We start from the raw sequence: 21,033 nt of genomic DNA on the forward strand, positions 1-21,033 counted from the left end.
AGATTCGCCGTCAGCAGTGTCGTTTGGGGAGGGGGAGGGAGGGGATGCTGACTGTTAAGGCGGGATGTCATAACTTCTACCACGTTAGCGATTGGGATTGCCCGTTTCGTAGATTTCTAAAATTTCCGCGTCTTGCAACGCGCCATCGATCAAGATGAATTCGTCCATGCGACCGTTGAAGTTGCGGATCGCTTGGGAGCCTTGCCATTGCGGCCGCCCCCAGTTGCCAAGTTCCGCGTTGCCGATCCGCAAGCGGCCGTCAAATTGTAGCGATTCTTCGTCGCCAACTCGCTGGCCATTAAAGTAATGTCGAACCGTTTGCCGACCGCCATCGAAGACCGATGCGACATGGATCCATTGGCCCAGCTGAGTCAGGTCGACTAACGGTTTCGTGTACCGCCACTTGACGTCGGGTGCACCGCCGACCGAAAGTCCAAGTTGGCCCAATTGGTCGAACTGCCAATGCACTTCGCCATTGTCCCACTGGTCGGTCAAAAGGAGCGAGCTGAGCATTCGGTCGAGGCCATCGACGCGGACCCAAGCGGCCAGCGTGAGCGATTCGAAGTCGCCGGCGACATGGAACCGAACGCGATCGCTGGGGCGTTTGAAGTCCAACGCTCCCTTTTGCGGCCAGCGGCCCTGTGTCCACGCGCCCCCAACAACCGCTCCGTCCAGCTTCCGCGTGTCGGAAGCTTGGTTGCGAAGCGTCGATGTCGTGGCATCTGGAGATTCAAAGTTGTAATAAAGCAGCAGTCGCGGGTCGTTGCGGAACTCCTCGCTCCAGCGTTGCCAGCGGCGATAGCCTTCGCGGATCTGCTGCGAACGTTTTTCACGCAGCAACAATTCCGAAGGCATCGCCGTGACCTGGTCCGACAGCGGCGTCGAGCGTCCCTGGACGTCGACGCTGATCGCTTGCCCGGTTTCCAACGAGTGCAACATGTCGCCGTCCGGCTTGCTCGCCGGTTCGTACAATTCGACCAAACCATCGAAGACGCGAACCTCGGTCCGCTGGCCGGGAGTCGCCGAAACGCCAAACTCTGTCCCGAGGTCGACGATCTTGGTTTCGGAGGTCAGGACGGTGAAGCCGCGAGCCGGCACGGGGACCTGAGCCCAAGCCTGTCCCGAGTGCAACATGACTTGATCCGGGTCGTTGATCTCCAACCGCGCCGGACCTTCCAGCGTCAGCGTCGCACCGCGGAAGAACTGCATCTGCACCAAACCCGATTCGAGCTCGATGATCTCGCGCGGCGAGACCGAATCGCCCACCTCGTATTGATTTGTCCCAGCCCAGGTGACGTCGACGACCTGCTTGAGAATCGCAACTGAATCGTCGACAGGTTCCTGAGGGATGACCGCTGGTTGAGGCGGTTCGGGCAATTGTCCGCCCGCGGCATTGGCGATCGAGGGTGCCGAATGTCGTCCCTGCCACAGGCCAGTCGACAGACCAGCGCCAAACGCGATCACGATGCTGGCCGCCAAGGCACCCGCGACGATGGGAGCCCAGCGGCGGATAACGCTCCGTTCGGCAAGCTTCCCCGAACGGTTGAGCACTCGGTTAAGGAAGTCGAACTTCTGCGATTCGGCTTCCAGTCGTTGATCCAACCGCTCCGCGAACAGCTCCGCCGATCGATCTTCTCCGGCGACCATCGCCAGCGCCTCGGCCATCTGGACCTCTTCGCGATACCGCTGCCGCAGCGATTCATCGCCCGCGATCATCTTTCCCAAGCGATCGAGATCCTCGTCGCCGATCGCGTCATCCAAAAACTGGCTCAGCAGTTCATCAAAGGTATGTTCGTTCATCCGCCCGCCTGCTGGAATCGAGTTTCTACGCATTGCCGCAACAATCCCCGAAATCGCGACAGCGCTTGTCGCACCGCTGCGGGGGTCATGTCGGTTTGGTCGGCCAGCTGGGATGCGTTTTGCCCCTGCTGATACCGGCCGTCGACCAACGCTCGGCCGTGTTGAGGCAGCTTTTCCAAGCAGACCTTTAACGCGGCGAACCACTCCTCGGTCCAAGCGTCCGAATCGGGCTCGTCGGCCAATCCCAGCATCACGTCGGTTAGCGAGGTGTTGACCACTCGGCGGCGGCGAGTCGATTTCCTCGCCTCGTTGCGGACCAAATTCCGGGCGATCGCACGCAGCCATGGACCAGCCTGATCGATGTCTTCGAGCATCTCCAGCCGTTCGTACGCGATCACAAAGACATCCTGGGCCAGGTCGTCGACAGCATCTGGCGCCGCACCCAACATCCGGATAAACATCCGAATGCGGCCTTGGTGCTCTAAGACGATCTTTGTGAAGTCACCGCGTTGCATCGTTCCCTTTCGTTGCTTGCTATTACCATGTCGCGACGCCATCCAGTGTGACAGCATTTTTTCGGAAATGCAGGTTTACGCGGCAAATCACTACTCGCAAGCAGCCAACCGGCGGTCGATCGCACACAAATCCAGACAAATCCCCAAGGTTGAGCCCTCGCGACGCCTCGGTTAGCTTGCCAAGTTATCAAAACCAGCCTGATTTGGACCGCGAATCGCCCCCCAGGTCTCGGTTCGCCAGTCGTCCCGCACCGATCGACGGCATTACCGCCCCCCATCAGAGCTGTCCGAAAAGAGACTCTCTCCGATGCTTCGATCCCCGACGCTGCACAACTCTCGGTCGCCTTGAAACAAGCACACTGATATCGAGAAGACGGGCGCCACTTGTGGGACGCCGGACGCTGCTTTGGGTCGATTCATTAGGTCTCGAATACCAACATGTCCGCGGCGACAAAAAAAAGAACTCGAATATCAGCGATATTTTCCGGTGCAACTACCGTCACCGCATGGGTGGATGCTGAGGCTAATCAACGCCCCGCCGTCGGTTCGTTCTCCAGGTGAACGACCGAAAACGCTCAGCAAGCTCAACGCTCTTGCGAACACTGACACAGACACGCATAACGCGGCAGCAAACGGCCGGCACTGTCTGACATCTGCAGCGGCCGGACCTCCCCTAACGAGTCGTCTCAGGGCAGCCATTCGCCTTTTGAGCTTCCCGCGCCGCTGGACACATACGCCTATGCTGCCATCGAACGCGTGCCTAAGATTCCCTTGTACCGCTCATCTCAAAGCAACAACTCAGCCGCACCGACTGCTCCTCATCTTCGCGGCCGAGATTGACGACACGCTATGCCACTTGCAACCACACGTTGCCGGTGTGCACTACGCGTCGCACAGCTTACCAACTCGTTTCGCCGTGACGTCAGGCGTCGCTGCGAAACGGTTACTTTTCCGAAACGAAAGTTTCGCTATTCCCCGAATCGTTGGAGTATTCGCCGATGAATCTAGCGCGCACCGGTCTTTCGATCCTTCTACTTAGTTTTGTTTTTGTCGCCGGTTGCCAAGAGCAACCAGCAGACCCTAACGACAACTACACCCCGACCCCCGATATCGAAACACCGTCGCCAGGGGGAATGGAGTCGACACCGACACCTTCGTAGGATCGTTTTACCCCGGTCGCCGGATCTCTCACAGATCCGTTCCCTTTTTCTTCTTATCTGTTCAAAGCTGATCGATTCGCCAGCGGACTGAATTCCTTGAATTCGCGTAGCGTTTCGACTGCTCTTTTCTATTGGTTCGTGCTTTTCTGTTTTCTTTTCGTGGAGGTTCTTATGAAACGTAGTCGTTCAGGTTTTACATTGGTGGAATTATTGGTGGTCATCGCGATCATCGGTATCTTGGTGGGGTTGTTGTTACCCGCGGTCCAAGCGGCTCGCGAAGCTGCCCGCCGGATGCAGTGCAGCAACAATCTGAAGCAGATTGGTTTGGCATTGCACAACTACCACGACACCTACAAAAAGTTCCCAGCCGCTTGGCTGTCGAACAAAGGGGAAGCGGGCGTCAAAACGACCGACAAATCGTATTGGGGTTGGGGTGCATCGATCCTTCCGTTTGTCGAACAACAACCGTTGTTTGATGCGTTGCAAGTCGGGACGATCAAGTTGCACGACGCAGCCAACACGCCCGAACTGTTGGCGCTGATGCAAACGCCTCTCGCCGCGTTCCGCTGCCCTTCGGATATCGCTCCGGATTTCAACACACACACCGAACGCAAACTGCACTCGGGACTCGGCGGTGCAAGCGATGCACAGATCGCGACCAGCAACTACGTCGCCAGCAACGATACGTGGGAGCCTCGCGACGATCCACGAGCCGGCGAAAAAGGTCCGTTCGAAGAGAACGACAACGCTTCATTCCGTGACATCATCGACGGAACGTCAAACACGATCGCCGTCGGCGAACGACGTTGGCAGCACCGCGCTCCCAACGGCAACCTGCGAATCGAAGCTGCCGGCACGGTGTTTGGAATTGGTGACAAGAAGAACACCGGTTGGACATCTGCGGTTGTCGGCACCGGAATCGTGAAGATGAACACTTTGCAAGATTCGTGGCGCTGCCAACAAGGTTTCTCCAGCGTCCATCCCGGTGGCGCAATGTTCGTCTTCTGTGACGGCAGCGTTCACTTTGTCGGCGACACCGTCGAATTCGAAATGAACGCCGAAACGGACGTAGCCAGCGCGAACTACCAAATGAATCTGCACGGCGGATACGACAACGTCTATAACAAACTGATCGCTCGCGACGACGGCCGCCCCGTAGTGCTGCCATAGTCCCCAACAGTTTTGTTGACGCTAACGCGATCGGACTTCTCGCCCTCTTGGTGCGAGGAGTCCTTTTTTATTGGCCGCGTGGAAACGGCCGGGAGCCCGATTCAACTTGCGCCCGCAGGCTGGAGTCCGCTACTTTGCAGGCTTCGCTTCGAGTACCGGGATGCTGATCACAAGCCCAGTGAACTTGGCTTCTTTTGTTGGCTTCTTGAAGAAACCATCGTGGCAACCGATGCATCCGCCCGACATCGGGATCGCCGTAGCCCGGCGATAGTAGCCATCCTCGACGATGTCGACAGCTGGTTCTCCCTTGGCGATCTCGTCGGCGGCGTGCTGTTCGAACTTCGACTTCGGTTTGTGATGGATGCTCATCGGTTTTAGGTTGACCGATATCCAACGCGCTTCGGTGTGGGAGTCGCGCTGAATCTCTTCGAAGATATCCTCCATTGCTCGAGCTGGCACAATCGCTCGCCCGCCGTGGAAATAGCGATGGTGCATCACATCGAGGGTGGCGGCGTAGATGTCGTGCATCAACCGAGCGCGTTGGCGAGCCTCCGCGACCGGCATCCGCTGCGCATCGGGGATCGCCTTCGCCTCGGGCTCTGATTTCTCAGCGGCGGGAGGATCGCCGCGGCCGACTTGCACCGCTACGCAGATCAAAACAAAAGCACACGCTCGAATCATCCACCCGCGGAACAACATCGCCACTCTCCTACACGTTGATTAAACTTCACACAGCGGCACGATCGGGCTGGTCGATTCGACCAACTGCTTAATCGTGACACCTTGAAACGCCTCTTCTGTCGCGGCATAAGCGCGATCGAGTTCCGCATGCAGCGGACATAACTGAGTATGGGAAGCGAGGCCCAACGGACACTTGCGAATCCGCTCCAGCGGCCCCACCGCGTTGACGACCTCCAAGATCGTAACCTCTCCGGTTTCGCGAGCCAGCAGATAACCGCCGCCCGGACCGGGACGCGATTGAACCAGCCCCGCTGCTGCAAGATCCTGCAACACGCGGTTTAGATAACGACGGGGGACTTTCGTTTTTTCCGCCAGCGCGTCGGCGGGAGAAGTCGTTCCCGGCTGGGCTCCCAAGCAGGCGACCGCTCGCAGCGCGTATTCAGCTGTTTTAGAAAGCATGTTGGCTTCTCTCGATGGGCTCGCAAGGACCAGGTCTCGGCAGCAGAAATCGACCTGTTTCTTGACACAGGAGGCTCAATTCTATACACTTTGGTGCAGGTTCGCAACCATTTCGCGAACCTGGTGCCCCTCAGACTAACTTGCCTTCCCCGATCAACGCCAGGCGTGATCTCCGCCTAGTCCCCTCCCCACCTTCAAAGCGTTGCTGGAGCAAAAGATCTCATGACCAAAGTACTCCGAATCATCCGCTCAGCAGCTCTGTTGAGCATCGGCTTGTTCGCTGTTCCCTCCCCCGCCAACGCGCAAACGGACACGTACGAGAGCCCGCCGATCGATTACCACAAGGCTTCGGTCGACGATCGGATTACTCATTTGTCGGCGAAGATCGAATCGGGCGAACTGCAGCTTCAGTTCGATCGGCAGCACGGCTATCTGGAGTCGGTGCTCGAAGCGTTAGATGTCCCGATCAGTTCGCAGACGCTCGTTTTTTCGAAGACCAGTTTGCAGCGTTCCCGAATTGCACCGCGGACTCCGAGAGCACTTTACTTTAACGACGACGTCTACGTCGGTTGGTGCGTGCGCGGCGATGTGTTGGAGATCGCGGCGACCGATCCACAGCAGGGAGCGACCTTCTATACGCTCGAGCAGACCGAATCGAAGCCGCCCAAATTTGTGCGAGATCGCGGCCAATGCCTCTCGTGTCACGCCAGCAGCCGCACCCAATATGTTCCTGGATATTTGGTCCGCAGCGTCTATCCCGATTCCGATGGCCAACCGATTTTGGGGAGCGGTACGTTCACGACCGACCAGACGAGCCCGTTGGAGGAGCGTTGGGGTGGATGGTATGTGACGGGGCAGCACGGCACGATGCGGCACATGGGGAACATGCTGTTCAGCGAAGCGGAGAGTCGCGAACCGGAGCTCGACCGAGGTGCAAATCTGCAAACCCTCGACACGCTGCTATCGACAAACCGCTACCTGTCGCCGCACAGCGATATCGTCGCATTGATGGTCCTTGAACACCAAACGCAGATGCACAACGCGATCGCCGCGGCGAACTACGAAACACGTCAAGCGTTGCATCAGTCGTTTCAAATGAACAAGTTTCTGGAACGCGAAGAGGGACACATCAGCGAGAGCGCCAACCGGCGGATCGACGCGTCGGCAGAGCGCGTGCTGCGCTACCTTTTGATGCGTGACGAATTCGAACTGAGCGATCGCGTTGCGGGCAGCAGCACGTTTGCCAAGGATTTCATGGATCGTGGCATCAAGGATTCCAAGGGGCGTTCGCTCCGCGACCTCGACCTAAAACAACGGCTGTTCCAGTACCCGTGCAGCTACCTTATTTACGCTCCCGCGTTTGACGGACTGCCGGATCAAGTCCGCACCCGCGTGCTCGACAAACTTGCGGGCATCCTGCAAGGGACCGTCGAGTCGCCCGACGACGAACATCTGACGCCAGAAATGCGAAAGCAGATCCTCGAGATTCTCCGCGACACAAAGCCGGAATTTGCCAGTCGGCTGGCCGGCTAGTCATTGCAATACCAACGGCTCTCCGCACATGCACTTGCTGTAATTTGGCAGCTTCTTTGCTGCAAACCGGCTATCATCGTCAGCTCCCAGGCAGCCGATACCGTCTCGCCAGCCGCAGTTTGTTTGTTTCGAAAGAGTCAACGATGAAAGAGCTCATCCGATTTGCAGCGATCTTTTTGGCAACGTCGTTAGCAATCTCCGGTAACGTCGCCGCTGCGGGGCCACCGATCAAGGTGTTTGTTCTCGCGGGCCAGTCGAACATGGAGGGCCACGCCCGGGTCGAGACGTTTGATTACATCGGCGACGATCCCGCAACCGCACCGCTGTTGCAGAAGATGCGGAATGCCGACGGTACACCGCGCGTTTTCGACGACGTGGCGATTTCCTATCTGACCGGGCTGGGATCGAACAACGGCGAAGGCTTTGGCAAATTGACAGCCGGCTATGGATCGCGGAGAGATCCCGCGCGAGACGGTGGCAAGATCGGCCCCGAGTTCACCTTTGGGCTGGCGATGGACGAAGCCTTCGATCAACCGGTGCTGATCATCAAAACGGCCTGGGGTGGCAAGTCGCTCTATTACGACTTCCGTCCGCCGAGCGCTGGCGTCTACCAACGGACGCAGCAGGATATCGATCGCGATCGCAATCCCGAGAGCGGATCGGGGCACTATTACCGATTGATGATCGCACATGTCGATCGGGTACTCGCGGATATCCAACGCGTCTACCCAGAATACGACACCGAGCAAGGGTATCAGCTAGCCGGATTCGTCTGGTTCCAAGGCTTTAACGACATGGTCAACCGGGACGTCTATCCGATCTTGCCAAAAGAGAGTTCCGAAAATCGGTTCGCCAAATACAGCGACTGGATGGCTGATTTCATCCACGATGTTCGCAAAGACCTCGACGCACCGCGGATGCCGTTTGTGATCGGCGTGATGGGAGTTGGCGGCAGGACGGCGAATCGCGACAATTTGCAGTTCCGCGAAGCGATGGCGGCCCCTTCGCTGTTGCCGAAGTTCCGCGGCAATGTGACCGCCGTACCGACGGCGCCATTCTGGGACGAACCGTTGGCAGCGATCCAGGAGAAACGCGATCGAGTGCGGCAGATGGGCTATCTGTTGCGGACAAAGAACAAGAACCACGCCAATGCCGACGGCTCGATGAGCGAAGCGCAGCAGCGAGAGTACTTAAAAGAGATGGAAGCAAAGTTGATCACTCCCGCAGAAGCTGCGCTGTGGGATCGAGGTGCCTCCAACGCCGGTTACCATTACCTCGGCTGTGCCAAAACGTTTGCTCTGATGGGAGTCGCGTTTGCCGACGCGATCCTGCAAATGCCGCCAGCGAACGATTAGTCACGTCACCACGCGCGATCCCTTCATCTTGACGCGTTGTAAACAGAAGCGATTCATTCGTTCTGTTTCCGGCTTGATGGATCCGTGCATCTGATGGACCAAGACTCAATCCAGCGGCTCGCCAAGTTTGCTCACGCGTTCGCAGCGCCGATCTATCGCTCGGTTTCGATTCGACATTCCCGATCGAAGGATATCCTTTCGGGGGAAGGGAGTTTCCGATTTGGCGGCCGTTGGAATCCACCCGGACTCCGTGCAATCTACGGCGCGCTTACGCCTGAAGTTGCGATGGCCGAAACGTTGGCAGCCGCTCGCTATCATGCCTAACGGCTCATACCGTGATGCCACGGATCTTTGTGGCAATCCATGTCCAGTTGAGTTTCGTTCTCGACCTAACCGCTGCCAACGTGCAGGCCACAGGGCGATTTCGATCCTCCCGATTTACACACGTCGATTGGCGGGCCAACGTCGACAAGGGGCAGATGCCCGCGACGCAAGCGATCGGCAGTGCCGCAGCAGCCATCGGCCTGGAGGCGATCCTCGTTCCGTCCGCTGCGGCAACAAAGGGGCGAAATCTTGTTGTCTTCGTCGATAATTTGGTCGGATCAAGCTTGGTCGAGGTCCTTTCGGCGAACGACCTCGAGCTTTGACTACATGCAAATTTGCATGTAGAATGTACTGTTGGCTCGCGGGCCGTAGGTGGCGATCTCGACAGGCGGAGTTCTCAGAGATGACGAAGAAAACACCCAACAATCATTCCACTGCAACTTCGCGTACCGGCGGCTTGGCTATCGTTGAGGATACGCGCGGTCGACGCGCGCTCCAGCTCCGTTCCAAGCTGGGAATGAGTCGGGAGGTCTTTGCGAGACTAGTCCCCACCTCGGTTCGAAACCTTGCCAGTCTCGAATCGGGACAACCACCTTCGCCGGTGATCCAGAAGAATCTAACCGAGTTGCAACGCGTCATTTCCGCTCTGGAAGATGTCGTCAAGCAAGAAGCGATCGGTCCCTGGATGGATCAACCCAATGCTGCCTTTGAAGGTCTTAAACCGATCGAAGTGATTGAACGAGGCGAGATCGATCGCATCTGGCGAATGCTCTACCAACTGCAAAGCGGTGACGCTTTTTAACGAGTCTCCGAAGCTCAGTCGCCCTTCGCGGCATACGTCTGCTTGATCCAGGCGATCGCGGCGTTGTCGACAAGTTCGTGGCCGCCGTCGAACAGGGTTACCGTGGCGCTGCCGGAGGTCCTACGGAACAACGGCTGCTTCTCACCGAAGCTTGGATCGGAGATCGCCGTTTGCAGATCCGCGGGGACTTTTGCCGTCTGCACGAATTCGCGGATTTGTTCTTCGGACAATCGATCCGCGGCTTCGGCGACTTCGTTGAACGCCAGCAGCGAATGGCTGACCGGGACGCTTCCCACATGCCCGTCGCGGATCCCCGCGTTGATCGACAACCGGACTCCTTTGGCGTCGGCTAGATAGGTCAGCGGCGATCGTTTGCGATACTCTTCGTCGACCTCGGGACTTGTCCCTGGAACGCCACCACACGACGCGGCGATGTTATTGAAGTAGTTTCGCTTGGCAAGCTTGCACTCGTGATACCACGCGGTCAGATCGGAGATCGGAACCCAAGCCGACGCGCCCGCCCAGATTTCCGGATGTCGACCAGCCATCAGCAGCGAAGTGTATCCGCCGCCGGAAGTTCCGATCAAATAGACAGCCGACGGATCGATGTTTGCCGCCGTTTTCGCGTGATCGACGGCGCTGACGATGTCCTGAACGACAAGCTCCGATCCGGTCGCCTCGGGACGGAGATTGGGGCCGCGAAAGTTGGGATGGATATAGGCCCACCCCTGCTCGATACACCAAGCTTCGATCTCTTGATGGAGCCGTTGTTTGTAGTCTCCCGACCAACTGTGCAAGGCCACGACCAACGGCACCGCAGATTCCGAATCGGGCGAATAGAACATCGCCGGCTGCTCGGTTTTGTCCGCCGAACTGAGATAACGAATCTCGCTCGCCTTCTGTCCGCAAACGATTTGCGGGTTGGTGACAGAGACGAGCAACAAGCACAACAACAGCGACGCGATTTTCATGATGGAGATCAAAGTGAGTTCGATTATCTAGTCCAGGCCCGCTGTGGGCGATCCGACGCCTATCATATATCAACTGACGTGGCCGATCCTCCGCGGAACGATACGACACTCAAAAATTGCAACGACGAAATGCAATGGCAAGCGTCGCGGGCTGCTCGACAAGCACCCTGTCACGCCGATCCGACATCGGTAAAGATTAGCCGGACCCAACGCAACTCATTCTCGATTACTATTTGAAACGCCATGGATGAAATCGTTTATTACGATCGGTACCGCAAGGAAAACTGCGTAGAGAAAGTCTATGGAGACAAGGCGTTGCGATGGACCTACGGGACGGTTGCCGGACGCATCTCGCTGAACCTCCTGGTCAAACGAGCTTTGTTTTCGCATTGGTACGGATGGCGGATGGATCGCCCAGCGACGCGGCAGAAGATACCGGCGTTCATCCAAGACTATCAACTCGACGCGTCCGAGTTCGCTCGCGACGTCGATGAGTTCGCAAATTTCAACGAGTTCTTCTTTCGAGAACTGAAACCCTCCGCTCGGCCGATCGATCCCGACCCTGCCGCTGCCGTCTTCCCCGCCGATGGCCGGCATCTCTGCATCCCCGACCTCTCCCAGGCGGAAGGGCTGTTCGTCAAAGGTGAAACGTTCGACCTCGGATCGCTGTTGAAGGATCCGGCGTTGGCCGATCGATACGCCAACGGCAGCCTCCTACTATCCCGATTGTGCCCCGTCGATTATCACCGATTCCACTTCCCCGCCGCCGGCGTACCGGGACCGACGCGGTTGATCAATGGACCGCTCTATTCGGTCAACCCGATCGCTTTGTGTCAAAACATCCAGATCTTGGCGACCAACAAGCGGTGCATCACCGAACTGGAAACCGAAGCGTTTGGCACCGTCTTGGTGCTGGAGATCGGAGCGACTTGCGTGGGCAGCATCTGCCAAACCTACACCAGCGGTACCGAAGTAGCCAAAGGGAGCGAGAAGGGCTACTTCCGCTTCGGCGGTTCTTCGACGATCACGATCTTTCCCGCCGGACGAATCCGATTCGACCAAGACCTGATCGAAAACTCACAGCAGCATCGTGAGCTCTACGCGCGTGTCGGTGACCACCTTGGGACCGCCAGCTAAGAACCGGCTCCCGCGGCTTCCAACTCGCGAATCTCTCCGCTGGCGACTAGGCAACGCAGCTCAGCTGAATCGGGAGCGCTCGATTCTCGTTGGTCGGTCTACGCCCAGGCGGCGTTTCTGCTAAACGCCGCTTCCGCCAAATCGCGGAAACGGTTTGGCTTTCTCACGCCTGCGTACACGCTATCGACAAGCAGGCGCGTTTGTAGCGGCTGATCGGATTCTGGTTTGCTAGCGTGCACCCGTCCGGCCGATAGATCTATTTGGCCGAAGATCTCGCGAGTTGATTTGCGTGGTCGATGCCCAACATCAGCCTTTCACGATCGGGAATTGTCACTCAAACCGGCTCGCCCAGACGCATGGAAACCCTTTGTCCAAACGAACCGTTCCGCTTTTCGGCGCAGACTCCTTCGGGGTCTGCCGCCGCAAATGCGTCGAGCGAGGACTTGGTCCATCAGACCCGGCGTGAAATTCAGCTGTTGGTGCGGGAAGCGTCCGACCTGGTGCACAGCTGCCGCGACGCAAAGGCGTTCTGGCCTGCGTTCCTCGACCGCGTGCAACGCGCGACCGCCGCCAATTCGGTCAGTCTGTGGCAGTTGAACAACGATCTGCCTACCGAACTGCAACGTGTCGGTCGGCCTGCTGTTCCGGAATCCGATACGTTTTCGGTTCGCTGCCACGCTCATCTTGTCGGCGAAGTTGCCTTTCGGGCTGAACCGGTTCTGGTCCCTCCGACCAGCGAAGCCACCGAACCGGACGAAGCTGCCAACACCACCGATTCACTGGCCGTCCTGGTGCCAATTTTGGTCGATGGCAAGAGCGAAGCGGTATTGGAGGTTTTGATGCCGACCGGCGGCGGGCTGGCGACGCAGCGTGGCTACCTGCGGTTTGCGGCGCAGATGGGCGATCTGGCGGGCGAGTTTTTACGTACCGAGACGTTACGTCAAGTTCGTCAGGACCAACAGGATTGGATTCGATTGGGTCACAACGTCGCTGGCTTACATCGCTCGTTGGCCTTTGATGACACAGCGGCAGCGATCGTCGATGTCGCTGCGGCGACGTTTGAGATCGATCGTGTCAGTCTGCTACAACGCGACGGCAACCACTGGAATGTTGTTGCGATCAGCGGCGTTCCCGATTTCGACAGCCACGCCCCAACCGTCAAAGCCTTGAGCGGATATGTGCAACATCGCCGGCAAACCGACGAAGGAGCGATCTGGCCCGTCGAATCGATCGACGAAGCGTCGGACATCATCCCCGTCGTCGGCCTCCTGCCGCTGGGCCCCTCGAGCTCGTTGTTGTTGCAATCGACCGGCGGTCCGCTCTCGCCAGCTGAACGGAAACGCTGGCTCGCCTTTGCCGACCACGCGACGTCGGCGTGGAACAACACCGACCGCTTTGAATCGATCCCCTATGCATCGCTGCAATCGCAGCTGTTCACCGCCGGGGGCCGCGTCGAGGGATCACGCCGCACGCTGATCGTCGCCGTGTTGATCGCGATGTTGTTGTCGGCGGTCGCCATGATTCCGGTGCCGTTGATCGTATCGGCTGAAGGAAAGTTGGAACCGGTCGACAAGCAGATCGTCTACGCACCGCGCGACGCGATGGTTTCGAAGGTCCTTGTCGCCCACGGTGATCACGTGCAACCGGGAGACATCCTGGCGGAGTTGATCGATCCGCAATTGGATCAACAAATCGACGATTGTTTGGGACAACAAAACGTACTTGAACAGCGGGATCGCGAGCTCAAAGCGTTGATGATCTCGATGGCTGGCAAGTCGAGCGAAGAACGCGAGCGGATCGAGGGGGAATTTAAAGTCGTCCAACAAAAGCGGGACGGCATCGCGCGGCAGATCCGCTTGCTGCAAACGCAGCGTACCGGACTGACTCTCCGCGCCGCTCAAGCCGGCCAGGTGATCGGATGGCGGATCCAACAGGAACTTGCCGATCGTCCGGTTCGCCGCAGCCAACAACTGCTGCAAGTTGTCGATCCCGACGGACGTTGGGTCGTCCGCGCGTCGGTTCCTCAGGAACGAATCGATCATGTTTTGCGAGCTGTCGACGGCAGCGACAAACCTGTCGACGCCCAAGTTGTCTTTCGATCGTTCCCCAACCAACCAATCAACGGCAACCTGCAAAACGTCGGTTTGGCCGCCTTGACTGCCGAATCGGAACCCGCGACGGGGATGGCGGAAGTTGCAATCGAGACCGCCGACCTGCCGATTCGCCAGCCCGGTGCAATCGCAACCGTCGCAATCCCTTGCGGGCAAGAAGCTTTGGTCTACGTCGCCTTCCAAGATTTGATCCGGGCGGTCTCCGAAGCGATCGGTGTTTATCTGTAGGTTCAAATGACAGACCCTCAAGCGGTAGGCTCAATGCAACAACATCTCTTCAACCTCAAACGGCGGCTCATCAACATCCACGAGACACAACACATTCACGCACCGTCGCAACCGCAGTCACGGCCCAGACGCACTGCGTTTTTCAAGCTGTCGCTTGGACTGTTGGGGTTCGCCGTGGCGCTTGCGGTGTCGCCCGCCAACGCTCAGCCCACGTCGACACTGATCGTCGTTGAAGACTGCGCTGTCCGGTTTGCAGAAGAGATTCGCGTTCCGGCGGTCGAAGCGGGACGTGTTGTCGAAGTCAAAGTGAAGTTGAACGACACGGTTGCCGCGGGACATTCGATCGCCCGACAAGATGATGCTGCGGCATTGTTGCGTCGTCGAGCAGCCGTTTGGCAACAGACCGCGGCGAGGGAGGAGACTAGCGACGAGGTCGACCTCGATTACGCCAAGGCGTTGTACGCTGAAGCGGTGGCGCAGCGAGACGCCGACAAAGGGATCTATCAAAAAGGGGGCGGATCGCTGCGAACGGTGCGACAAAGCGAACTAGGCGTCGAACGGGCGAGGCTGGAGATCGCACGAGCTGAGAAGGCGTTGCGACTTGCGCAAATCCAATACGAACTGCGATCGGCGGAGCTGTCGGCGATCGATGACCAACTGGAACGCTTGCAAATCAAGTCGCCGATCGCTGGAGTGATCCTGTCGATCGAACGGCGAGCCGGGGAATGGATCAAAGAGGGAGAGACGATCGCGACGGTCGCGCGGATGGATCAACTGCGAATCGACGCCTTCCTTTCCGCCCAACAACTGCCGCAACAACAAGCGGTTGGCTCACCCGTCAGCGTTGTCTGGCAGAACGCAGGACAAACACATCAGTTAAGCGGTGTGATCGATTCGGTCGACCCGCAGATTTTGACCGGGCAGCGTTATCGACTGCATGCGACGATCGATAACAAACGGCTGGGCAACTCGTGGCTGCTGTTGCCGGGAACCGAAGTTGAAATGCGGGTCCATCCGCCACAGAGAGGCCGCTGAAGTTGAACCCTGCGATCGCCGCTGCCGATCAGCCACCGCCCGCCGACAAACCATTGGACCGGCCGGCGGTAAACGCTGCGCCGCGGGTACGGCTTCGCACCGATCTGCAAGCGACACCAACCTATCACCAAGGCCGGCGGTATTGGTTGGTTCGCGATCCATTGGCTCGGCAGGTCGTGCGATTGTCGGAGTCGGACTACCAGCAGCTGCAACATCTGGAAGATGCCGATCCGCAGCTGATCGCCGAAGCGGCAGAGCAGCAGTTGTTGCAAGGGGTTCCGCAATCGCGGCGTGGCGGATCGCGATCGGGAATCAATCCGTTTTACCTGCGTTTGCCGGGCATCGATCCGGAGCGGATTCTGAGTTGGCTGGTCCCCCGAACGCGTTGGCTGTTCAGCAAACCCGCCATCGCGTTTTGGATGGCGGTCATCGGGTTGGCGATCGCGGTGGTGCTGACGCAGGTGCGACAGTTCTCCCAAGCGTTGCCATCCTTCCATGCCTTCTTTGGTCCCCAAAACTGGCTGCCGCTGGCGATAACGATCATCGTTACCAAAGTCGTCCATGAACTGGCGCACGGTGTCGTCTGCCGTCAGTTTGGGGCGCGATGTCCGGAGATTGGTGTACTGCTACTGTGCGGTACTCCGTGCATGTATTGCGACGTGACCGATTCGTGGTCGCTGCCCAACCGTTGGCAACGCGCCGCGGTCATGCTGGCGGGCGTCTATGTCGAAGCGATCCTCGCTGCGGTGGCAACGTTAATTTGGTGGTCGTCGCGCGTCGGACCGGTTCATTTTGGATGCATGAACTTGATGTTCGTTTGCGGCGTCAGCACGCTGCTGTTCAATCTAAATCCGTTGATGCGGTTCGACGGATATTACGTACTCAGCGATCTCGTCAACGTCCCCAACTTGCGCAGCCAAGCTGCCGCGGCGTGGCGGTCGTCGATCGTCGCTCCGCTGGCTGGCGATGCGTTTCGCGATGCGATCCCTTGGCGACCACGCGGTGCGCGATGGTTGGTCTTGTTTCATGCCGCTTCGACCGCGTGGCGATGGATGGCCGTTGTGGCGATCGCCAGCTGGGTGATCGCCGTCGCCGATACCGCGCGGCTGTTGCCACTGGGATATCTCGCGGCGAGTGGATTGATCGTCGCTGCGGTCCTGCCGATGTTCCTTAAACTATTCCGCGTGGCGCGCGGTGACGACGCCTGGAAGGGAGTGAATCGAATGAGACGCGCGGTTTTGATTGGCGCTGCGATCGCAGCGGTCGTAGTGCTGTTTCTCGTTCCGTTGCCGCGACGGATCGCCGCGACGGGAGTCGTCGATTACGCCGACGCGGCAACCCTGTATGTTCGCAGCGGCGGACGCGTCGATCGTGTCGATGTCGAATTCGGCCAACGCGTCGCCGAGGGAGAATCGGTAGTTCAGTTGGAAAGCCCTCAATTGTTGCACGAACAGATTCAATTGGTCTCTCAATCGGCGGAAGCTGGCGTCCGCGTCGCTTCGCTCCGCCGCCGGGCGCTCTCGAATCCCGAATTGATGGACCAATGGGACAGCGAACAAGCGACGGCGGATCGATTGCAACAGCGGGTCGAATTCCTGCAACGGCAGGTTCAACAGCTGACGATTTGCAGCACCACCGCTGGAATTGTCCTCCCGATGATCGATCCGGTTCGGGCGGCAAAGGTTTCACTGCGCGAGTTGACAGGCCAACATCTAGCCGAAGGAACGAAGCTGTGCCGCGTCGGCGATCCCCAGCGGCTGGAAGTCGTGTTGGAGTTGGACGCCGAGGCACGGGCTTTGATCGACACCGGCAGCCGCGTGCGGATTCGATTCGATCAGAACGGGATCGGCGTTATCGAAAGCCGCGTCGATTCGATTTCAGAGATCCGCGAAGGGGAGATGCAAGCGGCGGTGCGCGGAGCGGAAAAGTTCCGGATCATCTGCAAGCTGCCCGACACAACATCCGCTCTTGCCGGAACGCGAGTTAGTGCAAAAGTAACCGCTCCGCCGGAAACCCTCGCTCACCGCGTCGCTCGCGGATGGCGTGAGACCTTCTAACCAGCGACGCCCTCGTAGCGAGGCAAACGACAACGACTATGCAGCAGTTCACCCCTGCATGCCGCTGCGTTGCGTTCCCGATTCTTTCATGCGAAACTAGCGACCCTGCCGTTGGCAGTCTCCGGTCAAATCTTTTGTTCTCTTGTTCGAATCTCGGGATCGTTTGCCAATGTCCGATCGCCCATTGTCCGCGTGTTGTGTTGCCGAAGTGCTAGGCACGTTCCTGTTGATCTTCTTCGGATGTGGCGCGGTCCACGTCGCGGTCCTGATGGGCGACTTGCAAGGGTTGTGGCAGGTCGGCATCGTCTGGGGCATCTCGATCATGCTGGCGATTTATGTGGTCGGTTCGATCAGCGGTGCTCACATCAATCCGGCGATCACCTGCGGCCTGGCGACTTGGGGCCTGTTTCCTTGGGCACGCGTTCCCGCTTACGTGTTATCGCAACTGGCCGGAGCGATCCTCGCCGCGGCGGTGTTGTTTACTGTCTTCCAGCCGTATCTGGCAGCGAAGGAAAAGCAGAAGGGAGTCGTTCGTGGCCAGCCGGGCAGCGAACTAACAGCGATGTGTTATGGCGAGTACTTTCCGAATCCCGGCGGGATGGCGGGCACTCCCGATCTATACGACGCGACAGCCCACGCCGAACACAACAAATTGGTCACCGAGCCTATCGCTTGTCTGATTGAAATCATCGGCACGGCGATCCTTGCCTTGGTGGTGATCGCGGTGACCGATTCGAAGAACCAAGCCGGCCCGGGCAACTTTGCTCCCGTCTTCATCGGCTTGACCGTCGCGGCCTTGATCTGCGTGATCGCCCCGCTGACGCAGGCCTGCTTCAATCCGGCTCGCGACTTTGGCCCTCGCTTGTTCGCCTATTTCGCTGGCTGGGGTTCGATCGCCTTGCCGGGAGCTCAGGGAACAGGATTCCTTACCGTCTACATCATCTCGCCGATCGTAGGATCGGTGTTGGGCATCGGCATATACCAACTGATGTTAGGCCGCTGGGTTGCCGAAAGCGAAACACCAGCGGGCAACTAACGCTCTCTGCCCGCAGCGGTCGCGACGCCGCGGATCGATCCGATCGAGCAAGCACTACGTTAGCGAAGGCCCGGCGAACGCCTTCGCTATCTACTGTTCGCCGATACAAACCAGAAACTCTTGCCGATCCGCTCCGTCGCCTTTGGCATGACGCAGATAGATCCGGTCGTCGACAACCACTGGCGACGCAAACGACGAGTTGCCCCATTGGTTTTCAGCCAGCTCTTCAAACCGCTCCGGATTCGCTTTGAAGACATACGTGGTTCCACGCTCGTTGCTCGCCATGATCGTGTCGCCAACGGCCAGCGGCGATGCGCTCACGGGCCCCTTCAGCCGTTGCTTCCACATCTCCTCCCCGTCGGATGCTCGCCAACAATATGCGACACCTGAATCGGCGACGGCATAGAGATAGCCATCGACGACTAGCATCGATTGCTCATAACATTTGACGCGGTTCTGCCAGACAACCTCTCCCGATCCATCGCCTCGGACTGCAAAGGTACCCGAGTCGGGGAAACCGCCGCTGGCGAAGACGAGGTCGCCATCCCAGACCACCGTGCCGCAGGTAGCATCGGTTGTTCCATCGGCTTGCCACAACGACCGACCGGTGACTGGATCAAACGATGCGATCTGGCGTAACCCGCTGATCAACAACTGATCGCGGTCTGCGACTTTGGCCACGATCGGCGATGAAAAACTAGAATGCTGGGGCCGCTCGCCTTGCCAACGCGGCTTGCCGGTCGCGGTATCAAACGCGTACAAACCGCTGTCGGGGCCGTCGTATTCATTGGCGACGATCAAAACGTCTCGGTAGACCACCGGCGATGCCCCGTATCCAAACGGGTACTTCTTAGGGGCGAATTCGCCAACCCGTTGCTGCCACAAGATCTTTCCGTCCATCGAGATCGCCGATGCCCAAACCGCTTTGTTGTTCACAAACACGGTGTACAGCCGCTTTCCGTCGCTCGCGATCGTTGGGCTGGCATAGGTGTTCTTGCTGTGGATCTTAACGTCCACGCCACCGTCATGCACAACGATAACGCCCTCTTCGGCTCCCGTTTGACGATCGAAGGCGACAACCGATTGCACGTCTTTGGTCTTGTCGGCGGTAGCCAAATAGATGCGATCGCCAACGATGATCGGCGTGGCGTGGCCGCGGCCGGGAACGGGAGTCTTCCAGAGCACGTTCTCCGTTTCGCTCCACGATGTTGGGACCGATTCTCCCTGGCGGGCATGGTTGTCCGCAGTTGGACCACGCCAGGCGAGCCAGTCGGAAGCCAGAACCGTGGAAGCTTGGAGCGCGACCAGCAGCAAAAGAAGGCAACATCGCATCAAAGGTTCTCCATTCTCGAATATCGATTTGTTACGCTGTGGTGTCCGAATTCCATCGCAATTCCATCGCCACCGGCACCGTCGAGCGTTGCATTAACCGTTATGATACTTGGCATTGATCCGGCGTGTGATGGGATGAACCGGAAGCCCGCTCTGGAAGGCTGCGGCGAGCTAAATCGATGGGGACGGTGGGATGGCTGAATCCGATGAAGATCCAATCGTGGCGGAGACTGCCGAGCCGCCGGTATTGGCGGAGCTGAGCGTCTACGGAGCACCGCGGCGATTTGATCTAGCCACGATGTTGACCGTCACAACTTCTTACGCCCTGATGTTTGCGGTGCTTCGCGGATGTGGAGCCACCGATACGATGGTGCTGTGGGGGGGAGGCTTCGTGACGTTGGTCGGCGTTGCGCAAGCCGTGCTCTTCGCCGGCGCATCGCCGCGGGCCGCATCGATCCTAGCCAGCGTGGTATCGGTCCTGGCGACCGTTTGGTTTGCCGACGCTGCCAGCTTGGGCGGCCTGATCGCCGCGGCGATCTTTTTGGGAGTGCCTCTAGGCTATTTAACGGGCGCGTTGATCGGCGGCATCTTTTTGATCGCGCATGCGGTTCGCCGCCGGATCGAACGTTGACCGCGCTCGATTATTGTGCCGGTTCGGCAGGCCAGTGAGTCATTCGATCGTCAGCCAACGGACGGAACAGATCTTGCAGTTCGCCGCGCCGCGAGATGGCAGGATCCATCCACCGCTTGCGGGCATCTTCGTCGGCCAAGATCACCGGCATCCGATTGCGTGGATGATGCCGCCCGACCAATCGGTTGGCTTGAGTCGTGACGATCGTGCAGGTCTCGATCGTCTCTTCCGCGACGGTGCAGCGATCCCAGAGCCCCGCAAACCAGAAGGTCTCGACACCTTCCAGACCAAAATAAAAACCGTGTTCAAAAAACGCGGTGGCGGGAATCAACGCTCTGCGGTCGGCGAACGATTGACGGAACGATAGCTTCTCATCGATCGATTCACTGCGAGCATTAAACGTTGGATACTTGCGGACAAACGACTTCCAAGTCGGATATTTGGCCGATGGTTTCCACGTTCGGGGCAGCAAGCTCCAGTGGCACGCGACCAGTTCGAGCGACGAACTGGCGTCAGCGCGGATCACAGGAACCGTTGCGAGCGGGAACAATTCCTGCTGGAAAGCTCCCTCCTCACATTGGTTTGTCGCACCCAACATATCGGCGATCGCTTGAGCGCCGGTCTTGATGTGAAATCGGTGACACATTGGAGAACGAAATCCGCATTTCCAGACGGGCCGCCGCAATCGGCGGCCTC

20 protein-coding genes are annotated in these 21,033 nt (G+C 58.5%); 13 read left to right on the top strand and 7 right to left on the bottom strand.

What is annotated here, in order from left to right:
* Positions 1-84: 84 nt before the first annotated feature.
* A complete protein-coding gene (locus tag CA51_RS16325) occupies positions 85-1,800 on the bottom strand; it encodes a LamG-like jellyroll fold domain-containing protein (protein ID WP_145122303.1) in 1,716 nt (571 codons plus the stop codon).
* On the bottom strand, positions 1,797-2,315 hold the full coding sequence (locus tag CA51_RS16330) for a sigma-70 family RNA polymerase sigma factor (protein ID WP_145122304.1): 519 nt from the start codon (positions 2,313-2,315) through the stop codon (positions 1,797-1,799). The genes CA51_RS16325 and CA51_RS16330 overlap by 4 nt, the downstream gene beginning before the upstream one ends.
* A gap of 998 nt (positions 2,316-3,313) precedes the next feature.
* Here CA51_RS16330 and CA51_RS25910 point away from each other — a divergent pair.
* Both CA51_RS25910 and CA51_RS16335 read left to right on the top strand, forming a co-directional pair.
* Positions 3,314-3,475: a hypothetical protein gene (locus tag CA51_RS25910; RefSeq protein ID WP_197451234.1), complete on the top strand. Its 162-nt coding sequence runs from the start codon at positions 3,314-3,316 to the stop codon at positions 3,473-3,475.
* 171 nt (positions 3,476-3,646) lie between these two features.
* The gene (locus CA51_RS16335) at positions 3,647-4,645 is read left to right on the top strand and encodes a DUF1559 domain-containing protein (protein ID WP_145122305.1); all 999 of its coding nucleotides are present in this window, start codon (positions 3,647-3,649) and stop codon (positions 4,643-4,645) included.
* Between the two features lie 129 nt (positions 4,646-4,774).
* Here CA51_RS16335 and CA51_RS16340 read toward each other — a convergent pair whose 3' ends face one another.
* Positions 4,775-5,344, bottom strand: a complete 570-nt coding sequence (locus CA51_RS16340; protein ID WP_145122306.1) for a c-type heme family protein — start codon at positions 5,342-5,344, stop codon at positions 4,775-4,777.
* Between the two features lie 21 nt (positions 5,345-5,365).
* Positions 5,366-5,785 (bottom strand): RrF2 family transcriptional regulator, encoded by a 420-nt coding sequence (locus CA51_RS16345; RefSeq protein ID WP_145122307.1) that lies wholly within the window; start codon positions 5,783-5,785, stop codon positions 5,366-5,368.
* A gap of 222 nt (positions 5,786-6,007) precedes the next feature.
* On the opposite strand from CA51_RS16345, the gene CA51_RS16350 reads away from it, so the two are divergent.
* From CA51_RS16350 to CA51_RS16370, 5 genes are all read left to right on the top strand, one after another.
* Complete coding sequence (locus tag CA51_RS16350; RefSeq protein WP_145122308.1) at positions 6,008-7,318, top strand: hypothetical protein; 1,311 nt, start codon at positions 6,008-6,010, stop codon at positions 7,316-7,318.
* Between the two features lie 143 nt (positions 7,319-7,461).
* Positions 7,462-8,673, top strand: a complete 1,212-nt coding sequence (locus CA51_RS16355) for a sialate O-acetylesterase (RefSeq protein WP_145122309.1) — start codon at positions 7,462-7,464, stop codon at positions 8,671-8,673.
* A gap of 93 nt (positions 8,674-8,766) precedes the next feature.
* The gene (locus CA51_RS26395) at positions 8,767-8,997 is read left to right on the top strand and encodes an RES domain-containing protein (protein WP_145122310.1); all 231 of its coding nucleotides are present in this window, start codon (positions 8,767-8,769) and stop codon (positions 8,995-8,997) included.
* A gap of 14 nt (positions 8,998-9,011) precedes the next feature.
* On the top strand, positions 9,012-9,320 hold the full coding sequence (locus CA51_RS26400) for an RES domain-containing protein (RefSeq protein ID WP_197451235.1): 309 nt from the start codon (positions 9,012-9,014) through the stop codon (positions 9,318-9,320).
* Positions 9,321-9,400: 80 nt separating this feature from the next.
* Entirely contained in the window at positions 9,401-9,799 is a 399-nt protein-coding gene (locus CA51_RS16370; protein WP_145288547.1) for an antitoxin Xre/MbcA/ParS toxin-binding domain-containing protein, read from the top strand.
* 14 nt (positions 9,800-9,813) lie between these two features.
* Here CA51_RS16370 and CA51_RS16375 read toward each other — a convergent pair whose 3' ends face one another.
* A complete protein-coding gene (locus CA51_RS16375; protein WP_145122313.1) occupies positions 9,814-10,770 on the bottom strand; it encodes an alpha/beta hydrolase family protein in 957 nt (318 codons plus the stop codon).
* A 243-nt stretch (positions 10,771-11,013) separates the two neighbouring features.
* On the opposite strand from CA51_RS16375, the gene CA51_RS16380 reads away from it, so the two are divergent.
* The 5 genes from CA51_RS16380 to CA51_RS16400 all read left to right on the top strand — a co-directional run bounded on the left by CA51_RS16380 (position 11,014) and on the right by CA51_RS16400 (position 18,374).
* The gene (locus CA51_RS16380) at positions 11,014-11,907 is read left to right on the top strand and encodes a phosphatidylserine decarboxylase (protein ID WP_145122314.1); all 894 of its coding nucleotides are present in this window, start codon (positions 11,014-11,016) and stop codon (positions 11,905-11,907) included.
* Positions 11,908-12,263: 356 nt separating this feature from the next.
* Positions 12,264-14,246: an efflux RND transporter periplasmic adaptor subunit gene (locus CA51_RS16385; protein ID WP_197451236.1), complete on the top strand. Its 1,983-nt coding sequence runs from the start codon at positions 12,264-12,266 to the stop codon at positions 14,244-14,246.
* 33 nt (positions 14,247-14,279) lie between these two features.
* Positions 14,280-15,281: an efflux RND transporter periplasmic adaptor subunit gene (locus tag CA51_RS16390; protein ID WP_197451237.1), complete on the top strand. Its 1,002-nt coding sequence runs from the start codon at positions 14,280-14,282 to the stop codon at positions 15,279-15,281.
* Positions 15,282-15,283: 2 nt separating this feature from the next.
* A complete protein-coding gene (locus CA51_RS16395; RefSeq protein WP_145122317.1) occupies positions 15,284-17,338 on the top strand; it encodes a site-2 protease family protein in 2,055 nt (684 codons plus the stop codon).
* Between the two features lie 169 nt (positions 17,339-17,507).
* Positions 17,508-18,374 (top strand): MIP/aquaporin family protein, encoded by an 867-nt coding sequence (locus CA51_RS16400; protein ID WP_145122318.1) that lies wholly within the window; start codon positions 17,508-17,510, stop codon positions 18,372-18,374.
* Positions 18,375-18,464: 90 nt separating this feature from the next.
* Here the strand turns inward: CA51_RS16400 and CA51_RS16405 are convergent, their stop codons facing one another.
* Positions 18,465-19,706, bottom strand: coding sequence for an outer membrane protein assembly factor BamB family protein (locus CA51_RS16405; protein ID WP_145122319.1), 1,242 nt, complete (start codon positions 19,704-19,706; stop codon positions 18,465-18,467).
* A 193-nt stretch (positions 19,707-19,899) separates the two neighbouring features.
* Here CA51_RS16405 and CA51_RS16410 point away from each other — a divergent pair, with 193 nt between their 5' ends.
* Positions 19,900-20,337: a hypothetical protein gene (locus CA51_RS16410; protein ID WP_145122320.1), complete on the top strand. Its 438-nt coding sequence runs from the start codon at positions 19,900-19,902 to the stop codon at positions 20,335-20,337.
* 10 nt (positions 20,338-20,347) lie between these two features.
* On the opposite strand, the gene CA51_RS16415 is transcribed toward CA51_RS16410, so the two are convergent.
* Positions 20,348-20,983, bottom strand: coding sequence for an SOS response-associated peptidase (locus CA51_RS16415; RefSeq protein WP_145122321.1), 636 nt, complete (start codon positions 20,981-20,983; stop codon positions 20,348-20,350).
* Between the last annotated feature and the right edge of the window lie 50 nt (positions 20,984-21,033).

It is taken from the genome of Rosistilla oblonga, from assembly GCF_007751715.1.
GTDB lineage: Bacteria > Planctomycetota > Planctomycetia > Pirellulales > Pirellulaceae > Rosistilla > Rosistilla oblonga.

What these genes read in the sequence shown, in the direction of transcription:
- CA51_RS16325 (WP_145122303.1), bottom strand. Translation starts at nt 1,800, where the DNA reads ATGAACGAACATACCTTTGATGAACTGCTGAGCCAGTTTTTGGATGAC.
- CA51_RS16330 (WP_145122304.1), bottom strand. Translation starts at nt 2,315, where the DNA reads ATGCAACGCGGTGACTTCACAAAGATCGTCTTAGAGCACCAAGGCCGC.
- CA51_RS25910 (WP_197451234.1), top strand. Translation starts at nt 3,314, where the DNA reads ATGAATCTAGCGCGCACCGGTCTTTCGATCCTTCTACTTAGTTTTGTT.
- CA51_RS16335 (WP_145122305.1), top strand. Translation starts at nt 3,647, where the DNA reads ATGAAACGTAGTCGTTCAGGTTTTACATTGGTGGAATTATTGGTGGTC.
- CA51_RS16340 (WP_145122306.1), bottom strand. Translation starts at nt 5,344, where the DNA reads ATGTTGTTCCGCGGGTGGATGATTCGAGCGTGTGCTTTTGTTTTGATC.
- CA51_RS16345 (WP_145122307.1), bottom strand. Translation starts at nt 5,785, where the DNA reads ATGCTTTCTAAAACAGCTGAATACGCGCTGCGAGCGGTCGCCTGCTTG.
- CA51_RS16350 (WP_145122308.1), top strand. Translation starts at nt 6,008, where the DNA reads ATGACCAAAGTACTCCGAATCATCCGCTCAGCAGCTCTGTTGAGCATC.
- CA51_RS16355 (WP_145122309.1), top strand. Translation starts at nt 7,462, where the DNA reads ATGAAAGAGCTCATCCGATTTGCAGCGATCTTTTTGGCAACGTCGTTA.
- CA51_RS26395 (WP_145122310.1), top strand. Translation starts at nt 8,767, where the DNA reads ATGGACCAAGACTCAATCCAGCGGCTCGCCAAGTTTGCTCACGCGTTC.
- CA51_RS26400 (WP_197451235.1), top strand. Translation starts at nt 9,012, where the DNA reads ATGCCACGGATCTTTGTGGCAATCCATGTCCAGTTGAGTTTCGTTCTC.
- CA51_RS16370 (WP_145288547.1), top strand. Translation starts at nt 9,401, where the DNA reads ATGACGAAGAAAACACCCAACAATCATTCCACTGCAACTTCGCGTACC.
- CA51_RS16375 (WP_145122313.1), bottom strand. Translation starts at nt 10,770, where the DNA reads ATGAAAATCGCGTCGCTGTTGTTGTGCTTGTTGCTCGTCTCTGTCACC.
- CA51_RS16380 (WP_145122314.1), top strand. Translation starts at nt 11,014, where the DNA reads ATGGATGAAATCGTTTATTACGATCGGTACCGCAAGGAAAACTGCGTA.
- CA51_RS16385 (WP_197451236.1), top strand. Translation starts at nt 12,264, where the DNA reads ATGGAAACCCTTTGTCCAAACGAACCGTTCCGCTTTTCGGCGCAGACT.
- CA51_RS16390 (WP_197451237.1), top strand. Translation starts at nt 14,280, where the DNA reads ATGCAACAACATCTCTTCAACCTCAAACGGCGGCTCATCAACATCCAC.
- CA51_RS16400 (WP_145122318.1), top strand. Translation starts at nt 17,508, where the DNA reads ATGTCCGATCGCCCATTGTCCGCGTGTTGTGTTGCCGAAGTGCTAGGC.
- CA51_RS16405 (WP_145122319.1), bottom strand. Translation starts at nt 19,706, where the DNA reads ATGCGATGTTGCCTTCTTTTGCTGCTGGTCGCGCTCCAAGCTTCCACG.
- CA51_RS16410 (WP_145122320.1), top strand. Translation starts at nt 19,900, where the DNA reads ATGGCTGAATCCGATGAAGATCCAATCGTGGCGGAGACTGCCGAGCCG.
- CA51_RS16415 (WP_145122321.1), bottom strand. Translation starts at nt 20,983, where the DNA reads ATGTGTCACCGATTTCACATCAAGACCGGCGCTCAAGCGATCGCCGAT.